The organism is Gammaproteobacteria bacterium (assembly GCA_013214945.1).
GTDB lineage: Bacteria > Pseudomonadota > Gammaproteobacteria > Enterobacterales > Psychrobiaceae > Psychrobium.
In genome coordinates this window covers 1-20,960 of sequence record JABSRT010000022.1, presented here as the reverse complement: position 1 = coordinate 20,960, position 20,960 = coordinate 1, and the positions used below count along the sequence as shown (strand labels likewise).

Below are 20,960 nucleotides of genomic sequence, written 5' to 3'. Positions count from 1 at the left end.
AAGTGATCACCGGTGCTTGATCATAAATTTAATGTAATTGTTGAAATTAGGATGACGCTCAAAGTTAGTATCAAACGTTACCAATGTTTTACAATGTTAGTAACGTTCGATACTAAAGTCAATGACAATGGCGCCATCGCTATTGTAATATAATCATTTGGTTCAACTGAGTGTATGTTAAATGGCTATCAATGATGAAGTACTATTAGATCTTAATGGTTTTTTCCCTTACCAGTTTTCGATCTTGGCTCAACAAATGAGTGAGTTTATTGCCCAAATATACAAAAAATATGACTTGTCAAAAATTCAATGGCGTATTTTAGCGACCGTCGGCCAGCACAGTGAAATATCAGCGCGTGATATCTGCCTATTTACTCGACTCGATAAAATGCAAGTGAGCCGAGCCATTAGCAAACTAATGGCGTCAGGTGTGCTGTCACAACATACCAGCGATACTGACCGTCGCACCAATCGATTAAACCTCACAACTAAAGGTAAAGCTTTGTACCAAGAGATTATACCTTTAGTGCAAGCACAAGAATTACGATTGCTCGAGGGGTTAACGACGTCAGAGCGCCTGCAATTAAAAAGCTTAACCCTGAAGTTAAGTGGCTTGCTCGAACCGACGAGTAAATAAGCTTATTCAACCTGAATTTTTAGCAGGTCAAATAAAATGAATACAAATATTATTAACTTCCAGTGACGAAACTTTAGTGATTATCACGAGTTCTCTGCTCCAAGCAGAACTCAAGTACCTCCGTCCGTGGAGGCAACGTAGATAGGCGCTAAAATAGCGTTATTGGGCGTCGGCTTGTTGGTCGGGATGCGCCTTAGCAAACGCTGCAATACGCTGGCACTGCCGATCAATTTCACTCAGAATGGGGTAAGCACTCATGTCGATATGAAAGCGTTTGGCGTTAAATATTTGCGGAATTAAACACACATCAGCGAGCGATGGCAGCTCACCAAAACAAAACGTTGATTGCACAGTACGTGCGGCTAATTGCGCTTCTAATGCGGTGAACGTGGTGTTAACCCAATGCTGATACCATTGTAATTTCTTATCTTCATCAACCGCCATCTCAGCTACTAAGTACTTTAATACCCGCAGATTGTTAACCGGAGCTGTTTCACAGGCAATCGCTAATGCAAACGCTCTAATTTCGCTGCGCTGCGCGGCATTACCATAAATAAGTTGATGCGTTTGAAAATAAGCCTCATCAAGGTATTCACAAATAGCCAAAGACTGCGTCAGCTTAACGCCGTTATCATCGATCGCCGGTACTAATTGCTGAGCATTACGTTGTGTGTGTGACGCCGAGCATTGTTCACCAGTGACTAAGTTAATGGCTATTTGCTGGTAAGGTATTTGTTTTAAATTGAGCGCAATTCTAACGCGGTATGACGCGGATGAACGGCAGTAATCATATAAAATCATAGGAGCTATCTCATTGATTGAATTATAACACTTTAACAAAAACAGGTCCCGATGAAAAACACCGAGACCTGTTGATAATGACAGCTACTTAAAGGCGGAGCTTACTCGGATTTAGTGACTGTCTGATCAATTTGACCAAAAATTGATTTATTTTGTTGGTCAAACATTTCAATCTTAATTGAATCACCAAAATCCATAAACGCAGTACTCGGCTTGCCTTGTTCAATGGTTTCAATCATTCGAACTTCAGCGATACAGCTGTAACCAACCCCACCGTCTAGCACAGATTTACCCGGGCCATCATTGAGTTTGTTCGATACGGTACCAGAACCAATAATGGTGCCAGCAGCTAACGGACGGGTTTTAGCGGCGTGAGCAATTAATTCACCAAAATGGAAAGTCATGTCAATGCCAGCATCTGGCTTGCCAAACAGCTCGCCATTAAAATGAGACTGTAATGGCAATGATAACTTACCACCTTGCCATGTTTCGCCTAACTCTTGTGGCGTGACACAAACAGGACTAAAGGCACTCGATGGTTTTGACTGGAAAAAACCAAAACCTTTAGCTAATTCTCCAGGAATTAAACCTCGTAGCGAGACGTCATTTACTAACATCACCAAACGAACATAGTTCAGTGCGTCATCGGCATCGACGCCCATCGGAACATCATCGGTGATCACGGCTATTTCAGCTTCAAAATCAATGCCAAACCCTTCGCTTTGCGGCATTACAATCGGATCATGAGGCGCTAAAAATGTGTCTGAACCACCTTGATACATCAATGGTTCGGTCCAAAAAGTCGCTGGCATTTCAGCATTACGTGCTTTGCGCACTAACTCAACATGGTTAACATAAGCGCTGCCATCGGCCCATTGATATGCCCGTGGTAATGGTGAAGCACAAGCGGTTTGGTCAAATGTTTCACCGGCTATTACGCCAGACTCTAACGCTTGAGAACGAGCGTTTAACAAGGGTTCAATCGCTGCCCAGTCGTCTAATGCTGCTTGCATTGTCGGCGCAATGTCTTGCGCTGAAACCATGGTGGTTAAATCACTTTTAACCACATATAACGCGCCGTCTCGACCTGCCTTAATGCTTGCAAGTTTCATATTTTTTCTCCTGTAGAATGTGATGCACTCGGGAAATCGTCGCCATTATGTAACCAAGCAGCGTGCTGAGGGGCTTTTTTTGTTATAGCCCATTCGTCCAACATCGCTGGTGCCACACGTTTTAGTTCATCTAACATACCAGGTTTTGCCGTGTTAACCGCCAATTCAATGCGGTGACCGTTAGGATCAAAGAAGTAAATTGATTTAAAAATGGTGTGATCGGTCGGGCCAAGCACGCTTAACCCCGCCGCAATCAATTTGTCTTTGGCCGCTAATAGTTCATCCATCGTGCCAACTTCAAACGCAATATGCTGGACCCACTCCGGCGTATTAAGATCTTTGCCCATCGCTTGAGAATTAGGAATTTCAAAAAAGGCTAAGACATTGCCCTGACCTGCATCTAAAAAAACATGCATATAAGGATCAGGCTCTTTGGTCGATGGCACTTCGTTTTCTGCAATCGCCAATAAAAAATCCATATCGAGTAAATCACGATAAAAATTTACCGTGGTTTTAGCATCTTTACAACGGTAAGCGACATGATGAATTCGTTGAATATTCATGTGTTATCCCCTAGGCTGTTTTACCAATAATACCACGCTCAATTTGGTCACGTTCAATCGATTCAAACAAGGCTTTAAAGTTGCCCTCACCAAAACCGTCGTCTTTTTTACGTTGAATAAACTCAAAAAATATTGGACCCAGCAAGGTATCTGAGAATATTTGCAATAGTAGCTTGGTTTCTCCACCTTCGGTGGTGCCGTCCAGCAAAATGCCACGTGATTGTAGTTCGCCAATAGGTTCGCCATGCCCAGGCAAACGCTGATCGAGCATTTGATAATAGGTTTCTGGAGGCGCGGTCATGAACTTTATGCCCTTAGTTTTGAGACGATCCCAACAAGCGAACAAATCATCACAAGCAAAGGCAATATGCTGAATACCCTCACCGTTGTATTTCATTAAGAACTCTTCAATTTGGCCACCGCTGCCAGCTTCTTCATTAAGCGGGATACGGATTTTGCCATCGGGCGCTGTTAATGCTTTTGATAACAACCCAGTGTATTCACCTTTAATGTCGAAATAGCGAATTTCGCGGAAGTTAAACAGATCTTCATAATAGTTAGCCCAATGATCCATTCTGCCACGGTACACGTTATGCGTAAGGTGATCTAAGGTATGAAAACCACAGCCTTCTGGATTCTTGTCAACGCCATCGATCCAAATAAAGTCGATGTCATAAATTGACTTACCTTCTTCATAACGATCAATAAGGTAGAGGGTTGCACCGCCAATGCCTTTAATCGCCGGTAAGCGTAATTCCATGATGCCAGTGTCAATATGAACCGGTTGAGCGCCTTTTTCTAACGCACTGGTGTAAGCAAACTCAGCGTCTTTAACACGAAAAGCCATGCCACAAGCAGAGGCGCCATGCTCTTGTGCATAATAAGCGGCGTGGCTTTTTGGCTCATAATTAGTAATAAAGTTAATATTTCCCTGACGCCATAATTCAACGGCTTTAGAACGATGTTTGGCCACTAAGCTAAAACCCATCAGTTCAAAAACCGGCTCGAGAATACCTCGTTCCAACGCGGTAAATTCAACGAATTCAAAACCATCTAATCCCATCGGATTTTCAAATAAATCTGCCATTCCATTCTCCTAATGCTTAATTAAATTAGTAACAGACGTTACTTATGCACCCAACATTAGTATCATAAGTTACTAATGTCAAGGTTGCTTCAATAAATATCCCACAACAATAACAATCTATTTATTAGATTGAGTTAAGTCAAACATAATTCTTTTATTATATCGTCTTTTGAGTAAAGATGATCGGGTTTACGTTGACGTAAACATGTGAATTCAACAATAAATAATAAGCAGCTAAGCGGAAACCTATTACCAATATTATAAAAAACAGCGATTAATCGTTATCTACAGCAGGTAAACGGCCCGACATTAGCTAACTAAAAAATAAAAATTAAGGAAAGATTTATGTCTGATTTAACAGTGGCTGGCAGCGTGCCCGTCGATAGCGTTGCAACAGGTAAAAAACGGATCCAGTGGTCGAGCCGAATGGCGTTTATTCTGGCGGCGGCAGGTTCAGCCGTTGGCCTGGGTAATATTTGGAAATTTCCCTATATCACTGGTGAAAATGGTGGTGGCGCTTTTGTTTTAGTTTACTTAGCCTGTATTTTATTGATCGGCATTCCCGTGATGATGGCCGAAATTATGATTGGTCGCCGCGCCCAGAAAAATCCCGCAGATGCGATGGCAGCTTTAGCGCTAGAAGCCAAGGCCAGTAAGTTTTGGAAGGGTGTTGGCTGGATGGGCGTTATTACCGGTTTTTTAATTTTAAGCTTCTACACCGTGATTGCAGGCTGGGCCGTTTCTTATATTTTCACCTCAGGCAGCGGTGCTTTTACTGATATAACACCCGATCAAGCCGGTGCCATGTTTGGAGATATGTTAGCCGATCCTATTCGTTTGCTCTCTTGGAGCACTCTAGTGGTTATCATGACAATGTATATCGTGGGTCGAGGCGTTAACGCTGGTTTAGAAAAAGCCGTTAACTATTTGATGCCGGGCTTGTTGATTCTTATTTTGATCATGGTCGGTTACGCTATGAGCACAGGCCACTTCATTGAAGGTGTTGAGTTTTTGTTTGCACCTGATTTTAGCAAACTGAGCACCGAAAGCGTGTTAGTCGCGTTAGGTCATGCATTTTTCACCTTAAGCTTAGCGTCTGGCGCGATCATGACATACGGCTCTTATTTACCGAAAGACACGTCAATTGTAAAAACATCAATCGCAGTTGCGATAGTAGATACCGTGGTTGCCCTCCTCGCTGGCATGGCAATTTTCCCAATCGTGTTCGCTTACGGATTAGAGCCGGGCGCAGGTCCAGGTCTAATCTTCGTGACCTTGCCTATCGCCTTTGGTCAAATGCCTTTTGGTATCGTATTTGGCACCCTGTTCTTTGTGATGTTGTCTATCGCAGCACTAACCTCGGCAATATCTTTAATTGAACCGGCCGTTTCTTGGTTAACCGAAAAATGTAAATACTCACGCCTTAAAGCCTGTGTTACTTCGGGTTTTGTATTATGGATCTTAGGTGTCGGTACCGTGTTCTCATTTAATATCTGGGAACAACACAAAATATTCGGCAAGAACTTCTTTGAGCTTATCGACTTCTTAACCGCAAACCTAATGATGCCATTAGGCGGTTTATTAGTCGCAATTTTCTCAGCATGGGTAATCAACAGCAAAGTTGCCGAACAGGAATTAGGACTGGGCAAAGGTATATGCTTTAAGTTATGGCAATTGACCATGCGTTATCTGACTCCAATCGGGATCGTGGTGGTATTCCTTAACGCACTTGGTGTAATTTCGTTGTAATTTTAATTCAGGATAAATGACCCGTTTCCCAAACGGGTCACTTATCTCTGTATCTAACATGTTATTTTTCTAAACAATATGTCTTATAACAGTTATTAAGACTGTTCTTAACAAGAGCTACTGTAAATATATGGTTACGGAGCAAGTCTTTGAGCTTAGTTTAATTAAGCGACTAAAACTTGATTACTTTGCACGCTAAAATAACATGATACAACACGTTGAAAGCACATCTTTGGTTAATTTATAAGTTAGTTTTTTCGTTATTTAAGCTTTCAAATTCATAATGATTTAAGGGTTAACATGTCAAAGTCATCTCAATACATTTCTAAACAGTCCGATGAAAATGGTTTCATCAATTGGAGCGATCAAGAAAATAAGATCTGGTCCCAATTAATCACCCGCCAACTTGAATGCATTAAAGGCAAAGCTTGTGATGAGTACCTGCAAGGGCTCGAAAAACTGCAATTACCAATCGATCGTATTCCGCAACTTGAAGATGTCAGCAAGGTATTACGTGCCACTACAGGTTGGGAATGTGCGCCAGTATCAGCCTTGATCAGCTTCGATAAGTTTTTCGCACTGTTAGCCGATAAAAAATTTCCGGTCGCTACTTTTATTCGTAGCAGCGAAGACTTTGATTACCTGACCGAGCCAGATATTTTTCATGAGATATTTGGCCACTGTGGCATGTTAACCAACCAAGCCTTTGCTGATTTCACCCATAAATACGGCCAAATTGGCTTGCAAGCCAATAAACAAGATCGTGTTTACTTAGCTCGACTATACTGGTTTACTGTCGAATTTGGCTTGATGAAAGTTAACGAAAAAATTAAGATTTATGGCGGTGGCATCTTATCAAGTCCAGGGGAAACCCAGTATGTTTACTCGGGCCAACCACAAATAATCGAGCTCGATGTGCTCAACGTCTTTCGCACGCCGTATCGGATTGATATTATTCAACCCATTTACCACACGATCAACTCCATTGATGATCTCTTTGATATATCAAATATGGATTTATTGTCATTAGTCGAAAAAGCCAAAAAACTTGGGTTGCATCAACCGCTGTTTAAGGCAAAAAAAACGACTCAACAACCACTCGCAAGTTAAAGGATAAATAATGTCTAATTTAAGTGCACAACAATGTGAGGCCTGTCAGGCAGATGCCCCTCAAGTTTCAGATCAAGAGTTAGCCGAACTAATAAAAATGATCCCTGACTGGGTCCCTGTGGTACGCGATGGCGTTATGCAACTAGAGCGTGAATTCAAATTTAAAAACTTTAAACTCGCCTTAGCGTTTACCAATAAAGTTGGCGAGCTTGCTGAAGCTGAATTTCATCACCCGGGCATCTTAACTGAATGGGGCAAAGTAACAGTAACTTACTGGACTCATGCGATTAAAGGCTTACATAAAAATGACTTTATTTGCGCGGCGAAAACAGATGATTTGTTAAAAGATTAAGTGATAACACACGGTTGAAAAATTCCATTTGGAGTTTTATCAACCGTTGCTTATTAACCCAGCTTTAGATCAATATTTGTCTATATTAAGTGGATGTTTTCTATACCTTAATGAAATTGGTGAATCAAGATATCAATACCAGCAAGACGAAGACTACATGTTAAAACAAGCTCTTATCACAGAAAAGAACAACTTATCTCCCGCACAAAATCAACAGCTATCCGAAATTTTCTACCAGGTGTTTGAATCACTTGCTATCCAGCGCCTTTATGATTTAACGCCAGTCCTGGCAGCAATATTTATCTGCCACTGAAATTAAACGTGTTAATGCGCTAGATACTAACTATTAAAAACATAACCGACGAGCCGTGTTATCAAACCGAGTGAGTTGAATGCACCCAGCTCTCATTGCTAGCTAATCATAAAATTTTTGGTGCATCCATCAAGCGCATAATTTGAGTCGAACGCTTAAAACCCACTACCGACTTATTAGACAACTCCCTCAGACTGCTAAGTCGCACGTCATATTGGCGATAAACGACCAAGACATTATCCGCCCATTTACAATGCCGTTAAACTTTTTTCGCTAAATGCCCCCAAGCGCGTATAAGTATTTGAGAAATTTAAAACCTCTTTAACTGGCATAATTTCAGCGCTAGCAACGGCCAGAAAATCTCCGAGGTAGCACATCAACAATAAAAAAGTTTATCCCACACTTGCAATACGAACGAGATCGATTATCATTCGCATTGCATTGTTGTGCACATCACTCATTACACATAACTAAGGACATTGACTATGAGCTTTATCGTTGGGCTAAGAAATTTATTTTTAAAAGTACTATACCGGATCTTTCGTCCGGTAATATTTTTAATGGATCCTGAACAAGCACACTATAGCCTGAAGAAGATTGGGGTGTTTTTAGGAAGCAACCCCTTGACTAGGCAACTAACGTCATTGTTATTTAACTACGAGCACAAAAGCTTAAATATTGAAGTCGATGGCATCAAATATCGCAATCCGCTGGGTCTGTCAGCAGGGTTCGATAAAGACGGTGAGTTAACAAAAATCTATCCCGCGCTGGGGTTTGGCTTGGCTGAACTTGGGTCATTCACCGGTGAAGTGTGCCCAGGTAATCCAGGTAAACGCTTATTTAGAATGGTAAAGTCAAAATCTATTGTTGTTTGGTACGGACTAAACAATCTCGGTGCAGAGAAAATTTCAACGCGCTTAACCGATGTTAATTTTGGACAGTTACGGGTTGGTATTAACGCGGCTAAATCAAATGTATCACCCGACTTTGTCCTAGAAGAATCAATTCGTGATTACCTTAAAACGCTGACCTTGTTTAAAGATATCGGAGATTATTTCACCATAAACATTAGCTGCCCTAATACTCAAGATGGTGAACCCTTTGTTAATGAGAAAAATTTGTCTACATTGCTTAACGCGGTCAATGAGCGAATTCGCCCAATATCTAGTAAGCCTATTTATGTCAAACTCGCAGCAGATCTCACTATTGATGAAATTAATGTCATCATTGACGGTTGTATTGAGCACAAAATGGATGGTGTTGTATTAACTAACCTTGCCAAACCAGAAACAAATCAAGAACATATTGCAGCTGAATACCCCTCTAATCTTGGCGTATTACCTCAAGGTAAAGGCGCAATGAGTGGACTGCCGCTGCAACGCATTTCGACCAGCGTTATCCGTCATGTTTATCGTCGTACTCGGGGTGAATTAACTATTATCGGGGTTGGCGGCATCTTTACCGCAAAAGATGCTTACGAAAAAATAACCTCAGGAGCCAGTATTTTACATATGATCACGACATTAATTTTCGATGGTCCGCAAAATATTAGCGAAATTAACCGCGGCTTGGTTCTGTTATTAAAAGAAGATGGCTTCACCACATTAGAACAAGCGGTAGGTTCTAGAAATCCGTTACCGGCATTAGAGCTCACTACACCGGAAGAACTAACGCCATCCGAGCAACATTCTGGCGAGGTTGCCTAATATGTTTGAGCAAGTAGCAACTCACTTGCCCGTTGAGATATGCAGTGAATTTCGCCTCGCGTTAATGCGCGGGGCATGGAGCAACGGCTTAAGATTAACCGAACAGCAAAGGCGTACTTGTGAGCAAGCCCTGTTTTATCAAGAGGGTAATCAACAAGCTCAATTCCATTAATACCAAAAGCCAGTTAACCATAATGAAGTGACACCCAATAGTTAACTGGCTTTTACTTACCTTCCGATTTATGTTAAAAGTCTATTTACCCAATTATTGATACGACCATTTTCCAGCTATCCATGCTGAGTTGAATATAGTAAATTTCCTTAGTGCAACGACAGGGAGACTCCTTTTATTTATCAAAAATGATAATCAAAGTAATGATACAGCTGTCATTTCTAATCACTGTTTCAGACCTTTATTAGATTTACTTTTGCAAAACCATAAAAATAATTAAGAGCCAACGTGAAGTTTTACAAATAACGACTAAAATTCAATGTAATTAATGATGAGTGAGTTTATATGAATATACTAAGAAAATTTAGCATTCAACAACGCCTTGCTATTATGGTCGCCCTGATCATTTTGGGATTAATTCTGCAAAGTAGTAGTAACCTTTATAGTCAATATCAATCTCTGAATGGCCAACAATATGAAAAAGTTAAACAACTGGTACAAAATAGTCACAGCATATTAAATCACTTTTATCAGCTCCAGCAACAAGGGAAATTGACTGAGCAAGCGGCAAAGGAAAAGGCATTACTCGTTATTCAAGATATCCGTTATGACAAAACCAATTATTTTTGGATTAACAACGACGAACCAAGAGTAATCATGCATCCAATTAAACCCTCACTTAACGGCAAATCTGTTGCTAATGTTAAAGATCCCGATGGCGTGGCGATTTTCGTTGAAATGGTCAAAGTCGTGCGTGCAGAAGGCGAAGGCTTTGTACATTATAAATGGCCAAAACCTGGTGCCGATGCCCCGGTTGATAAAATAGCTTTTGTTAAAGGTTTTAGCCCCTGGCAGTGGATAATTGGTTCCGGGATCTATATTGATAATGTCGATGTCATCTTTAAAAAACAACGTGACTCGTTAATCATTGAAACCTTAATAGCCGCAGCCTTAACCATTCTTTTAAGTTACGTTATTGGAAAAAGTATTATTACTCCGACGAGGGCCGCGAGTGATTTAATGAAAGATATTGCTCAAGGTGATGGTGACCTTACCAAAAAACTCGACGCGAATGCCAACGACGAAGTGTCGCGGCTTTCTTATTACTTTAATTTGTTTACTGAAAAAATGCGCAGCTCGCTAATCGAAGTTTCCCAAAACTCTGCAGAAGTAAGGGCACAAGCTGATTTTTTATCTCAAACAAGTCAAACGAGTAATGATTTCATCCAGTTACAGCGTGACAATACGACTCAAGTAGCGACGGCCATGGAGCAAATGACGTCAAATATTCGAGAAGTCAGTAGCAGTGCCGACGCCGCCAATCAGGCCGCTAATCAAGCATTGATAAACACCACCGATGGCAAAGAGATTATTTCCACGACTATCGAACAAATAGAGTCCCTTTCAACTAACATTAACGAAGTAAGTCGAGTAATCAGCAACTTAGCTACTGAAACTGATAATATCGGCGCAGTACTTGATGTCATCAGAGGCATTGCAGAGCAAACCAATTTACTCGCGCTAAATGCCGCTATCGAAGCGGCAAGGGCTGGTGAACAAGGACGAGGTTTTGCGGTCGTCGCCGATGAAGTGAGAACATTAGCGAGTCGAACCGGCAAAAGTACCGATGAAATACAACAAATGATTTTGCGCTTACAGGCTGGCGCTCAAGAAGCAGTTGCCGCAGTAAATACCAGTAAAAGTATTTCCAATAGCACGGTTGAACAAGCTGCAAAAGCGGATACCTCGCTTAACGAAATAGACCGTTTAATTAGTAATATATCTGAAATGAGTAACCACATCGCACGTGCTACCGAACAACAAACCCAAGCAGCAGATGAAGTAAATTTACGAATTAATGAATTAGCTGCGATGACCGATGAGTCGGTAACAAATACTGAAAATCTCGCCACCGCCAGCCAAGAGCTCAAGAGCAGCAGTACAAAAATGTCTGCGGTGGTTGACCGTTTTAAACTATAACCCATCAATAGTCTGAGCTGGTGAATCTAGAGGATGTAATATTTCTCTAGATTCACCTTAGGTTTAATGAGCATTCCCCACCTAATTTACATTCGTTATGCTTAATATAAAGTAAATCAATAGCTCAACTCGATTACACCTTCACTATATTTAGCAATGCGTTAGTCAATTTAAAAAAGTTAATGCGCCATTAAAATTGGCAATTTTGTCTTGGCCAGCATATGGCTAGTTACCCCACCAAAGATCTGCTCATGTAAGCGGCGATGGGTAAATGCCCCAGTGATCAGTAAATCAGCAGCATGACTGTGCGCAAAACTTAAAAATGCCTCAGCGGTTGATTGTTTACTGGTATCAAATGTTAAAAACTGACTATCAATGCCGTGTCGTAACAGATATTGGACCACGTCGTTACCATTGGGATTATTATTAACCCGCTTAGCACTAGTCGCAATAATCACTTTTTGCGCAGATTTTAATAACGGTAAACTAAAAGATAACGTCCTTGCCGCTTCGGTACTCGCATTCCAACCGACAACCACGGTATTTGGATTAAATGTGGTTAGGGCTCTTGGCACTAATAATATGGGCTTACCACTGCGCATCACCGACGCTTCAAACGTCGAAGTGGACTTACCGTCTTTCGATTGCGGGATAATAATTAAGTCGGCGACTTTTCCTTTTTCAGCCACTATTTCACTGCGTAAACCACTGAGCTCGTGCCAAGCGGCGGTGGCGGTGGCAGAAAACTCGCCGCTAGCGTTATATTCAATCGATTGCGCAACACACAAATCGATAAATTTCTTTTTTAAATCAACCGATTCAGACTGAGAAAACTTTCCAGCAAAACTGGCTAATTCCCGCACCAGCTTCACCGGCAGCCCCAATTGATCATTGGGTAAAAAAGTACGCGGGTCAATCTGTGAATGTAAAACATCGAGGTGGGCATTGAAATACTTGGCAATGGCCAACCCGCCAGTTAGACGCTCAGTCACATGGCCGCTAGTTGATAGCGGCATTAAGATGAGTTTAGGTGAAATCATTTTGTTATCCTTTTCAAACTAGAAATGGCTTAGCAGGCAACACCTTATAAAAGATGCTACCCGCTAAAATTGTTTAACGAATTAACGCTAAAATGATGGGAAGTTGATTGCTTCTTGCAGATAACCTGTCGGTAGTTCCAATACCATCACATGAGACAGCGTGAGTAAAAATGTTAACGCACTGGTCGTTAATACCAAGGTTCTGGTGATTGACGCTCGAGCCTTAATCAATAAAAACAACACGAAGAAAACGCTGATTGAAAATACATAACCAATTAAAAAACAGCCAGCAACCAAACCGCATAACCAATAAACGTAATGCCACAAGCCGGTGATGCTTAAGTTGTTAACGTAACCCGCTTCGACTTCATTATCGAAATTGACCGCATCATCAACTTGGTTATTGACCAACTTGAACACGATGACGAGTGACAGCAGCAACATTAATCCACAGACCACCGCAGGGAAAACCCCACCGAGGAATGACTGCTGAAAAGCGTCGTATAAACCATAAGCGAACACAAAACTGACCGCACCAGCAAAATACACTTGAGGCTGTAAATTAGTTGCTTTTAGACGTCTTGGCTCAGTCGCTTCATGCTCTGCGCTTTCCTTGCTTTCTTTAATTGCGTGGCGTGCGGCAAAAAATATCGACAATACGATTAACGCACCAATAATTAACACACCAGGTTTTAATAAAAAGCCAATACCATCAAACTGAATCGCTTGATATAAATAGGTTTCCATTCCACCAGCCAACACAAAGCCGATTAAAAATGCCGGACGCGGCCACCCAAAGCGTTTCATTAAGACACCCAGCACCCCAATACCTAGCAAGGCCATTAAGTCGCCTAAGTCACGAGTTGCTTGGAACGCGGCAAAAAAGATAACCATTATCATAAATGGTGCCATTAAGGCGTATGGAATAGTGGTAATTTTTGCGACCCATTTAGAAATAAGTAAACAGGCACCCGCGCCAATCACATTAGCCAGCGCCAACGACCAAACGATGGTATAGGTAACATCGAGATCGGTCGTAATCATTGCCGGACCAGGTTCTAGTCCAATCAGCACCATGCCACCTAAAAACACTGCCATGCTGCCAGAGCCTGGTATGCCAAATAACAAGGTTGGAATTAAACCACCGCCCTCTTTCGCATTATTCGATGCTTCGGGTGCGATAACGCCACGGACGTCCCCTTTGCCAAACTCACTCGTATCTTTAGAGGTTTGAACCGCGTGTCCGTAGGCAATCCAGTCAACGACACTACCACCTAAACCAGGTAATGCGCCGACAATACAACCTATTACGGCACAACGAACAGCTAACCATTTGTGCTTCACTAAATCTTTAAGTCCATCGAGCCAACCTGTGCCCAAAGATGAGGCTTCGGAAATTGAACGATTTTGACGTAATAAATCAATAATTTCAGGTAACGCGAAAATGCCTAAACCAACGACCACCAATGGAATGCCATCCATTAAGTATGAATTATCAAAGGCCATGCGGTATTCACCCGTCGCAGGTGCGCCACCTAATGTGCCCAGTACCAGCCCCAAACCACAGGCGCTAAGTCCTTTGATTAAACTGTTACCAGCAAGTACCCCAACCATGCTTAGACCTAACAGCGTTAGCATAAACAATTCTGCCGAGCCAAACGCCAAAATAACTGGCCGCGCAATTAGTACAAACAGAGTTAAAATAGCGGCGCCGAATAAGCCACCAAAAAGGGACGATGCAAATGCTGCAGATAAAGCGCGGGCGGCTTGGCCTTTCTTCGACATTGGGAAACCATCAAGCACGGTTGCCTGTGAGCCACTTGAGCCCGGAATGCCCATTAAGACCGAGGTGAAAGTGTCAGACGTTGGAATAACGGCAACTAAGCCGATTAACATCGCTAACGCAGAAATCGGCTCCATACCGTATAGAAACGGTAACAGTAGCGATAAACCAGCAATGCCACCAAGCCCGGGAAAAATACCAATGATCAGGCCTAAAAACACGCCGCCACTAAGATACATTAAATGGGTCGGGGTAAGAATAGTTTGCAATGCTACTAAAAATGCATCAAGCATACTGTTCTCCTTATTAGAATAATTTAGCTCGTTAAAGCGCCAATTTTGTTACAAATATATGCCGTCAACTAATGAGAGTGAAGTTTGGTCTAAAGTCATTAACGACGGCATTGTTACTGCAGAGTTATTGCGATAAGCAATTAAAATCTTGCGTTATATTTTTCAGTTAAGAAGTTTCTAACCCAGTCTTTATCTTCATCAGAAATGCTCAACGCGGCATTTAATACCTTCATGGCGTCTTGATGAACTAATTGAGGATACTGTCCTAACACAGCTTCAGATTCTTGCTTAAAGCCTTCTTTAGAAATAACTTTTGCTGCAGCATTACGCCATGCTTCAATAATCTCTGGCGAGGTTTTACTGGGTAAGAAAATACCTTTTTGGGCGGAAAAACCTGCAATAAAGAAGGTTTTCCATACACCGTACTCTTTGCTTAAAACTAGGGACAGCCATAACTAAATAAGCATTTAACTAGGGACAGCCATAACTAAATCGTTGATAAAAATAATTTCAAGATGCTACCAAACTGTCAAAAGTAGCTCGAATCGAATACGGCCGAACGTATTGGTCTATAATTTTATCGACATAAGTTGATTGATTAGAGTTTTGTTAGAATTTAGACGTACTGGTGCCTGAGCTTATCTCATATTATCGATTTTATCGTTGTAATGGTATCGATACTCGATTGATTAGCTCGGGTGTTTACACCAGCTTCTACCGTGGTGATGTGCAAAGTCGCGCAGATGTTCAGTAGTACCCGCGAAGCTACCATATTGCCGTCTAAAATGTTTGACAGCCGTTAGCCAATCATCTTCATCAATACCTAGGGTTGTTAGTATTTGGGGCTCACCTGAATCGACATAGCTTGATTTATTAGGATCAACATGGCGGCTGCTCCAATCAACCAATTCAAAATAATCGCTATAACTAAATGGAATGGCTTGGGTGTTATCAGTGCCAGAAAACGGCAGTAAGGTCTTCGGCTGTTCAGGCACGGATATATCACTATTGTTCTTGGTTATCTGTTTTTGATGGGATTTATATTGCGCAATACGCTTTTGAATCGAGGTGAAATGACTTTCCGATAAGTTGGGGGCGACCCCTGCTCGGATAGGGTTTAAATCTACATAAGCCATGCAGCTAAGTAAGGCAATATCATCAAGCAGCGCTTGTGATTTAAAGCGGCCCTCCCAAAAACGCCCGGTACACTTATCTTCTTTATTGGCTTGCCGTGCAATGTGTTCATTGAGACATTTCATGTACCAAGATATGTCGTAAAGCCTTGCTCGCCAAAGCGCTACTAACTTTTCGACGGCCTCCAAGTGACTTGGACTAATTGTTTCCTCAGTTAAATAACGGTCAACTAACAAATGGCCATTAAACAAACGGTACCAACGTTCTATTACCTCATCCATTGTCCATGTATCAGCAGCTACTTTATCGACCTGAAGCACCAGATGATAGTGATTGCTCATTACAGCATAAGCGGCAATATTAATTGAAAAAACATCAGATAACATTGTAAAGCGCTCGACTAGCCATTGCCTGCGATGGTCAAAGTTTTTACCGCTAACCTTATCATCGCCACATAAGTAACTGCGGCGTACACAGCGGTTGATAACGTGATAAAAACTGGTGGCGGTTAAATCAATTTGAGAATGTCTTGCGCGGGTCATGGCTCACCTCAACTAGTAGAATGTAGCACTGGAGAGTATAGGCCATGACAATGAAAAGACCCCTAATATAGCTAGATTGCCTTTAAATCAATTACATAGTTATGTGTGTCCCAATAGTTTCACTTGGAGAGTATAGGCCATGACAATGAAAAGGCCCCTAATATAGCTAGATAGCCTTTAAATCAATTACATAATTATGTGTGTCCCAATAGTTCACTTCCCAATAATTCACTTAAGTGTTCTTTATAACGTTTAATATCACTATCAATACTTGGGTTTTTAATAACATCATTACTCATGAATGTTGCCAGTGGTGTCATCCCTAAAAATTGATGTGCTTTATGCATTGCGACATAAACGCCATCAACACCTACTCCGTCGAAGAACTGAGTTGGATCGGTAAATGCTTCCGCCGGGGCGTTCCAAGTAACTGACAGCATGTATTCTTTACCCTGTAATAAACCACCAGAGCCATATTTATGTGCTGAATTTTCACGCGATCGCCCATCACTTTGATACAAACGGCCATGCCCAATAGTGAAAACTTCATCAATGTATTTTTTAACGGTCCATGGCGCTCCCATCCACCAAGCCGGTGTTTGTTGAATGATGACATCAGCCCAAACCCACTTGTCTATTTCAGCGTCAACATCGTAACCTTCATCAATAACAGTTACTTGAACCTCATGACCTAAGCTCAGTAAATGTTGCTGGGCAACATTTGTCATCGTGTCATTAAGTTCACCTTTTGAATGGCCAAAACTTTTACCGCCGTTTAAAATTAATATTTTTTTCATGATTATATACCTTGTTGCAATTAAATTGATTGATCCCAAGCTGGTGCTAGACCTTCTGGGTTTACTTCTCGACTGTTCGCATCTAGCTGATCAATTTTCATTAATTGCTGGTCGCTTAACGTGATGTACTGGGCTTGTAAGTTACTGGCTAAGTTTGCTCTTTTTGTTGAAGATGGGATCACGGCATAACCTTTAGCAAGTGCCCAAGCTAAAATAACTTGGGCTGGTGTTTGCTGGTTAGTTTTCGCAATTGCTCGTATAACTGGCTCTTGCAATGCTTTGCCATAGGCAAGCGTCATATAAGAGGTCACTTTAATACCTTGCTGACCCATAAATTCTACTAACTGACGGTTTTGCAAATAAGGGCTTAATTCGATTTGATTCGTTTCAATGTTTTCAGCACCCACAACAGCGATTGCTTGTTTTAATAGGTCAATATTAAAATTAGAAACCCCTATTTTTTTAGTCAGGCCTAAGGTCTTTGCTTCAAGTAATGCCGTCATATACTCTTCAAGTTGAATCGGACTAGAAGGAGCTGGCCAGTGAATTAATGTCAAATCAACGGCATCAACATTTAATTTATTTAAGCTGTCCTTTAAACTTGGTATTAACGTTTCTTTTGATAAGTTATCAACCCAAATTTTGGTGGTTAAATAAATATCATCAGCAGCAACAGCGCTATTTTTAATCGCAATTCCTACTTCTTTTTCATTATCGTATATTTGCGCTGTATCTATCGCTCGATAACCCAATTCTAGTGCGTTCGTAACAGAGTGAATAACCGTGTCACCCTGTAATCTAAAAGTACCTAGGCCAAATGCTGGAACTGTCATAATCTATTTTCCTAAACTTTATCTATAAATGTGTCGATTGATTTGACAGGATTATAGAGCAAGCTATGATTGACAAAAAGTCACTAAAGATCAAAATACATTTGCACAAGGATCAACAATGAAAGTCACGATTAACGAACTTTATACGTTCATAAACATTGTCGATAAAGGCACAATAAGTCTGGCCTCAGAAGAGTTAGAAATCACCGTATCAGCAGCTAGCCGTTCATTATCAAGATTAGAAAAAAAATTAAACACCACGTTATTTAGGCGTAATACCCGGCGTTTAGAGCTGACTGAAGAAGGGGGAAAGTATTTATCGCGAGTGCGTAATATTTTATACGATCTTGAAGAAGCTGAAGATATGCTATTACAGCGCAAGGATATACCATCGGGTAAACTACGCATTAATGCGGCAACCCCATTTATGCTTAATGTTATTGTGCCAATAATCGATAAATACAGTAAAGCCTATCCTCATGTCGACATCGAGTTAGTGAACAATGAAAATTTAATCGATTTATTAGAGCAGCGAACAGATATTGCAATTCGGGTCGGACAATTAAAAGATTCGTCATTAAGTGCAACACCGCTAGGCTTGACCAAAATCCGTATTGTTGCCAGTCCTAAATATTTAAAAAAATACGGCACGCCCAAAAAAGTTGAAGATTTAAATGACCATTATTTATTAGGCTTTAGTGGCTTCGAAAGTTTAAACGACTGGCCTATTTACGATCAATTTAACAACTTGCTACATATTCAACCAAATATAAAAGCAGACAGTGGTGAAACATTAAGGCAGCTTGCTTTATGCGACTCGGGTATTGTTTGTTTATCAGATTTTGTTATTAGTAAAGATTTACAAGCGGGTCGTTTGGTTCAGCTATTTGTCAACTCGACATTAAACATTGAAAAACCAATTAACATTGTTTATTACCGCAATAGAGAGTTATCGAAACGAGTAAGCTCATTTATAGAGTTTATGAAGTTAGAAGTTAAATTGTAAGAGAAACAAGAAGTGAAATTATAACTTATCGACCACAAGCGGCGGCGATGATTGGCAAACACTCATCGCCCAACTCTTTAACCTTCTTTTATCACCAGCGCATCTAGCCAATCCATAAAAAGCTGAACCCGTTTTGGCACCTGTCTTCTTGAGGGATAAAGCATTGACACCGGCATGCTCTGATATACATAGTCATCTAGCACACTCACCAGTTCACCCGCTAAAATCGCTTTATCAACGCTTATTTTTGGCACTTGGATGATCCCTAAACCCGCCTCACAGGCAGTAAGGTAAGCTTCTGTGGTATTAACAGAAACTGAACTTGCCATTGCGACTTGCTGCGGATTGCCGTGTTGATCTTGATAGTCAAACGTCGCCAGTCTGCTGCCAAGCGTAGCGTTGTAGTCGATCAAAAGGTGATGTTGTAAATCTTCAAGTTTTTGTGGCATGCCATACTTTTTAATGTAGCTGGGGCTGACACAATTTAACATGCTAAATTGGGTCAGTTTACGACATATCAATGCACTATCATTAAGCTCGCCCACTCTAACCACAAAATCAACTTGCTGCTTAATTAAGTCAACTTGATAGTCATTACTGCTTAGCTTTAACGTAACGTTTGGGTATGTTTGTCGCCATTGCTCTAGGTGAGGCAAGACAAAATTACACAAAAAACGTCCGGGCATGTCCACTTTTATACTGCCCTTTATTTCATCGCCACCTTGTTGAAACTGGCTTTCGAGCAAATCTAAATCGTGCAAAATAGCTCGGCATTTAGGTAAAAACTGTTCACCGTCGTCAGTTAATGTGACACGGCGAGTACTGCGCTGAAACAAGCGCGTGCCTAGGCTTTTTTCCAGTAGCTGAACCGACTGTGACACGGCTGATTTTGGCAAACCTAATTGCTCGGCGCTTTTGGTAAAACTTCCGGTTTGCGCCACCACTAAAAAACGCTGCATCGCCTCAAATTTATTCATTAGCTCTTTTATCTGCCGTTCATTGTTCATAAAATATGAACAAACCTAACACTTTCACCATGTTTATCAACTGTAATACTTTATCTAAACTAGCCTCAATTCACCAACTACAGGAAGATAAAATGACAAAGTTAGTTCTCATTACCGGCGGCAGCCGAGGTTTAGGTAAAAACACAGCGCTGACATTAGCCGAAAAAGGCCTAGATGTAATTATCACCTATCAATCAAATTTTGATGCAGCTGAGCAAGTAGTTAAACAAATCCAGCAAATGGGGCGCAAAGCATTTGCACTGCATTTGGATCTTAGTTGCCACACTAGCTTCGCACAATTTAATCAAGATTTAGTGGCATTGCTCGACACCGAGTTTGCACGGGTTAATTTTGATTATCTGCTAAACAACGCAGGCATGGGAATCCATGCATCGTTTGAGCAGACCAGTGAAGCGCAGTTTGACGCATTAATGAATGTGCATGTAAAAGGGACTTTCTTTCTGACGCAGCAATTGCTGCCGCTGATAAAAGACGGTGGCAGCATTGTCAATATATCGACCGGATTGACCCGTTTTAGTTTACCGGGCTACTGCGCATACGCCATGATGAAAGGTGCATTAGAAGTGATGACGCGTTACTTAGCGCAAGAGCTAGGGCCGCACCAAATTCGGGTAAACACCTTGGCACCCGGTGCAATAGAAACCGACTTTGGCGGGGGTGCAGTACGTGACAATCCTGATCTAAATGCGCTTATTGCCAGTAAAACAGCGCTCGGTAGAGCTGGCTTACCCGATGACATCGGCCGCGCTATCAGTCTATTACTGTCTGAAGATGCCACTTGGATAACCGCACAACGTATTGAAGCCTCAGGCGGAATGTTTGTATAAATCGTTGATTTTTCAAACCCAGTAAATAAGTTAATTTAGATACTTTTTATCTTATTGGTTGTGTCACCGCTTATTTAGGCACAACTAATATTAAA

At 41.3% G+C, this 20,960-nt stretch carries 20 protein-coding genes; 10 read left to right on the top strand and 10 right to left on the bottom strand.

The window, feature by feature from the left end; all coding sequences use genetic code 11:
• Positions 1-181 precede the first annotated feature (181 nt).
• Positions 182-637: a winged helix-turn-helix transcriptional regulator gene (locus HRU23_15780; GenBank protein NRA55598.1), complete on the top strand. Its 456-nt coding sequence runs from the start codon at positions 182-184 to the stop codon at positions 635-637.
• 159 nt (positions 638-796) lie between these two features.
• Here the strand turns inward: HRU23_15780 and maiA are convergent, their stop codons facing one another.
• The 4 genes from maiA to hppD form a co-directional block, all read right to left on the bottom strand.
• Complete coding sequence (maiA, locus tag HRU23_15775; protein NRA55597.1) at positions 797-1,438, bottom strand: maleylacetoacetate isomerase; 642 nt, start codon at positions 1,436-1,438, stop codon at positions 797-799.
• A 101-nt stretch (positions 1,439-1,539) separates the two neighbouring features.
• Positions 1,540-2,550 carry a fumarylacetoacetate hydrolase family protein gene (locus HRU23_15770; GenBank protein NRA55596.1) on the bottom strand — a complete coding sequence of 337 codons (1,011 nt, stop codon included), beginning with the start codon at positions 2,548-2,550 and terminating at the stop codon, positions 1,540-1,542.
• Positions 2,547-3,113, bottom strand: coding sequence for a VOC family protein (locus tag HRU23_15765; protein NRA55595.1), 567 nt, complete (start codon positions 3,111-3,113; stop codon positions 2,547-2,549). The genes HRU23_15770 and HRU23_15765 overlap by 4 nt, the downstream gene beginning before the upstream one ends.
• A gap of 10 nt (positions 3,114-3,123) precedes the next feature.
• Positions 3,124-4,200: a 4-hydroxyphenylpyruvate dioxygenase gene (gene hppD, locus HRU23_15760; protein ID NRA55594.1), complete on the bottom strand. Its 1,077-nt coding sequence runs from the start codon at positions 4,198-4,200 to the stop codon at positions 3,124-3,126.
• Positions 4,201-4,545: 345 nt separating this feature from the next.
• On the opposite strand from hppD, the gene HRU23_15755 reads away from it, so the two are divergent.
• The 7 genes from HRU23_15755 to HRU23_15725 all read left to right on the top strand — a co-directional run bounded on the left by HRU23_15755 (position 4,546) and on the right by HRU23_15725 (position 11,582).
• Positions 4,546-5,949 (top strand): sodium-dependent transporter, encoded by a 1,404-nt coding sequence (locus HRU23_15755; protein ID NRA55593.1) that lies wholly within the window; start codon positions 4,546-4,548, stop codon positions 5,947-5,949.
• Positions 5,950-6,249: 300 nt separating this feature from the next.
• Complete coding sequence (locus tag HRU23_15750) at positions 6,250-7,059, top strand: phenylalanine 4-monooxygenase (protein NRA55592.1); 810 nt, start codon at positions 6,250-6,252, stop codon at positions 7,057-7,059.
• 10 nt (positions 7,060-7,069) lie between these two features.
• Complete coding sequence (locus HRU23_15745; GenBank protein NRA55591.1) at positions 7,070-7,411, top strand: 4a-hydroxytetrahydrobiopterin dehydratase; 342 nt, start codon at positions 7,070-7,072, stop codon at positions 7,409-7,411.
• A gap of 46 nt (positions 7,412-7,457) precedes the next feature.
• The gene (locus HRU23_15740) at positions 7,458-7,724 is read left to right on the top strand and encodes a hypothetical protein (protein NRA55590.1); all 267 of its coding nucleotides are present in this window, start codon (positions 7,458-7,460) and stop codon (positions 7,722-7,724) included.
• Positions 7,725-8,209: 485 nt separating this feature from the next.
• Entirely contained in the window at positions 8,210-9,430 is a 1,221-nt protein-coding gene (locus HRU23_15735; GenBank protein NRA55589.1) for a quinone-dependent dihydroorotate dehydrogenase, read from the top strand.
• 1 nt (position 9,431) lies between these two features.
• Positions 9,432-9,602, top strand: coding sequence for a DUF1315 family protein (locus HRU23_15730; protein NRA55588.1), 171 nt, complete (start codon positions 9,432-9,434; stop codon positions 9,600-9,602).
• Positions 9,603-9,947: 345 nt separating this feature from the next.
• Positions 9,948-11,582, top strand: coding sequence for a methyl-accepting chemotaxis protein (locus tag HRU23_15725; GenBank protein NRA55587.1), 1,635 nt, complete (start codon positions 9,948-9,950; stop codon positions 11,580-11,582).
• Positions 11,583-11,761: 179 nt separating this feature from the next.
• On the opposite strand, the gene HRU23_15720 is transcribed toward HRU23_15725, so the two are convergent.
• The 5 genes from HRU23_15720 to dkgB all read right to left on the bottom strand — a co-directional run bounded on the left by HRU23_15720 (position 11,762) and on the right by dkgB (position 18,004).
• Complete coding sequence (locus HRU23_15720) at positions 11,762-12,622, bottom strand: universal stress protein (protein ID NRA55586.1); 861 nt, start codon at positions 12,620-12,622, stop codon at positions 11,762-11,764.
• A gap of 87 nt (positions 12,623-12,709) precedes the next feature.
• A complete protein-coding gene (locus HRU23_15715) occupies positions 12,710-14,698 on the bottom strand; it encodes a tripartite tricarboxylate transporter permease (protein NRA55585.1) in 1,989 nt (662 codons plus the stop codon).
• 689 nt (positions 14,699-15,387) lie between these two features.
• Entirely contained in the window at positions 15,388-16,374 is a 987-nt protein-coding gene (locus HRU23_15710; GenBank protein NRA55584.1) for a transposase, read from the bottom strand.
• A 194-nt stretch (positions 16,375-16,568) separates the two neighbouring features.
• Positions 16,569-17,171 (bottom strand): NAD(P)H-dependent oxidoreductase, encoded by a 603-nt coding sequence (locus tag HRU23_15705; protein NRA55583.1) that lies wholly within the window; start codon positions 17,169-17,171, stop codon positions 16,569-16,571.
• A gap of 20 nt (positions 17,172-17,191) precedes the next feature.
• Positions 17,192-18,004, bottom strand: coding sequence for a 2,5-didehydrogluconate reductase DkgB (dkgB, locus tag HRU23_15700; GenBank protein ID NRA55582.1), 813 nt, complete (start codon positions 18,002-18,004; stop codon positions 17,192-17,194).
• Positions 18,005-18,122: 118 nt separating this feature from the next.
• On the opposite strand from dkgB, the gene HRU23_15695 reads away from it, so the two are divergent.
• Positions 18,123-19,010, top strand: coding sequence for a LysR family transcriptional regulator (locus HRU23_15695; protein NRA55581.1), 888 nt, complete (start codon positions 18,123-18,125; stop codon positions 19,008-19,010).
• 77 nt (positions 19,011-19,087) lie between these two features.
• Here HRU23_15695 and HRU23_15690 read toward each other — a convergent pair whose 3' ends face one another.
• A complete protein-coding gene (locus tag HRU23_15690; protein NRA55580.1) occupies positions 19,088-19,987 on the bottom strand; it encodes a LysR family transcriptional regulator in 900 nt (299 codons plus the stop codon).
• A gap of 122 nt (positions 19,988-20,109) precedes the next feature.
• On the opposite strand from HRU23_15690, the gene HRU23_15685 reads away from it, so the two are divergent.
• Entirely contained in the window at positions 20,110-20,865 is a 756-nt protein-coding gene (locus HRU23_15685; protein ID NRA55579.1) for an SDR family oxidoreductase, read from the top strand.
• Positions 20,866-20,960 lie beyond the last annotated feature (95 nt).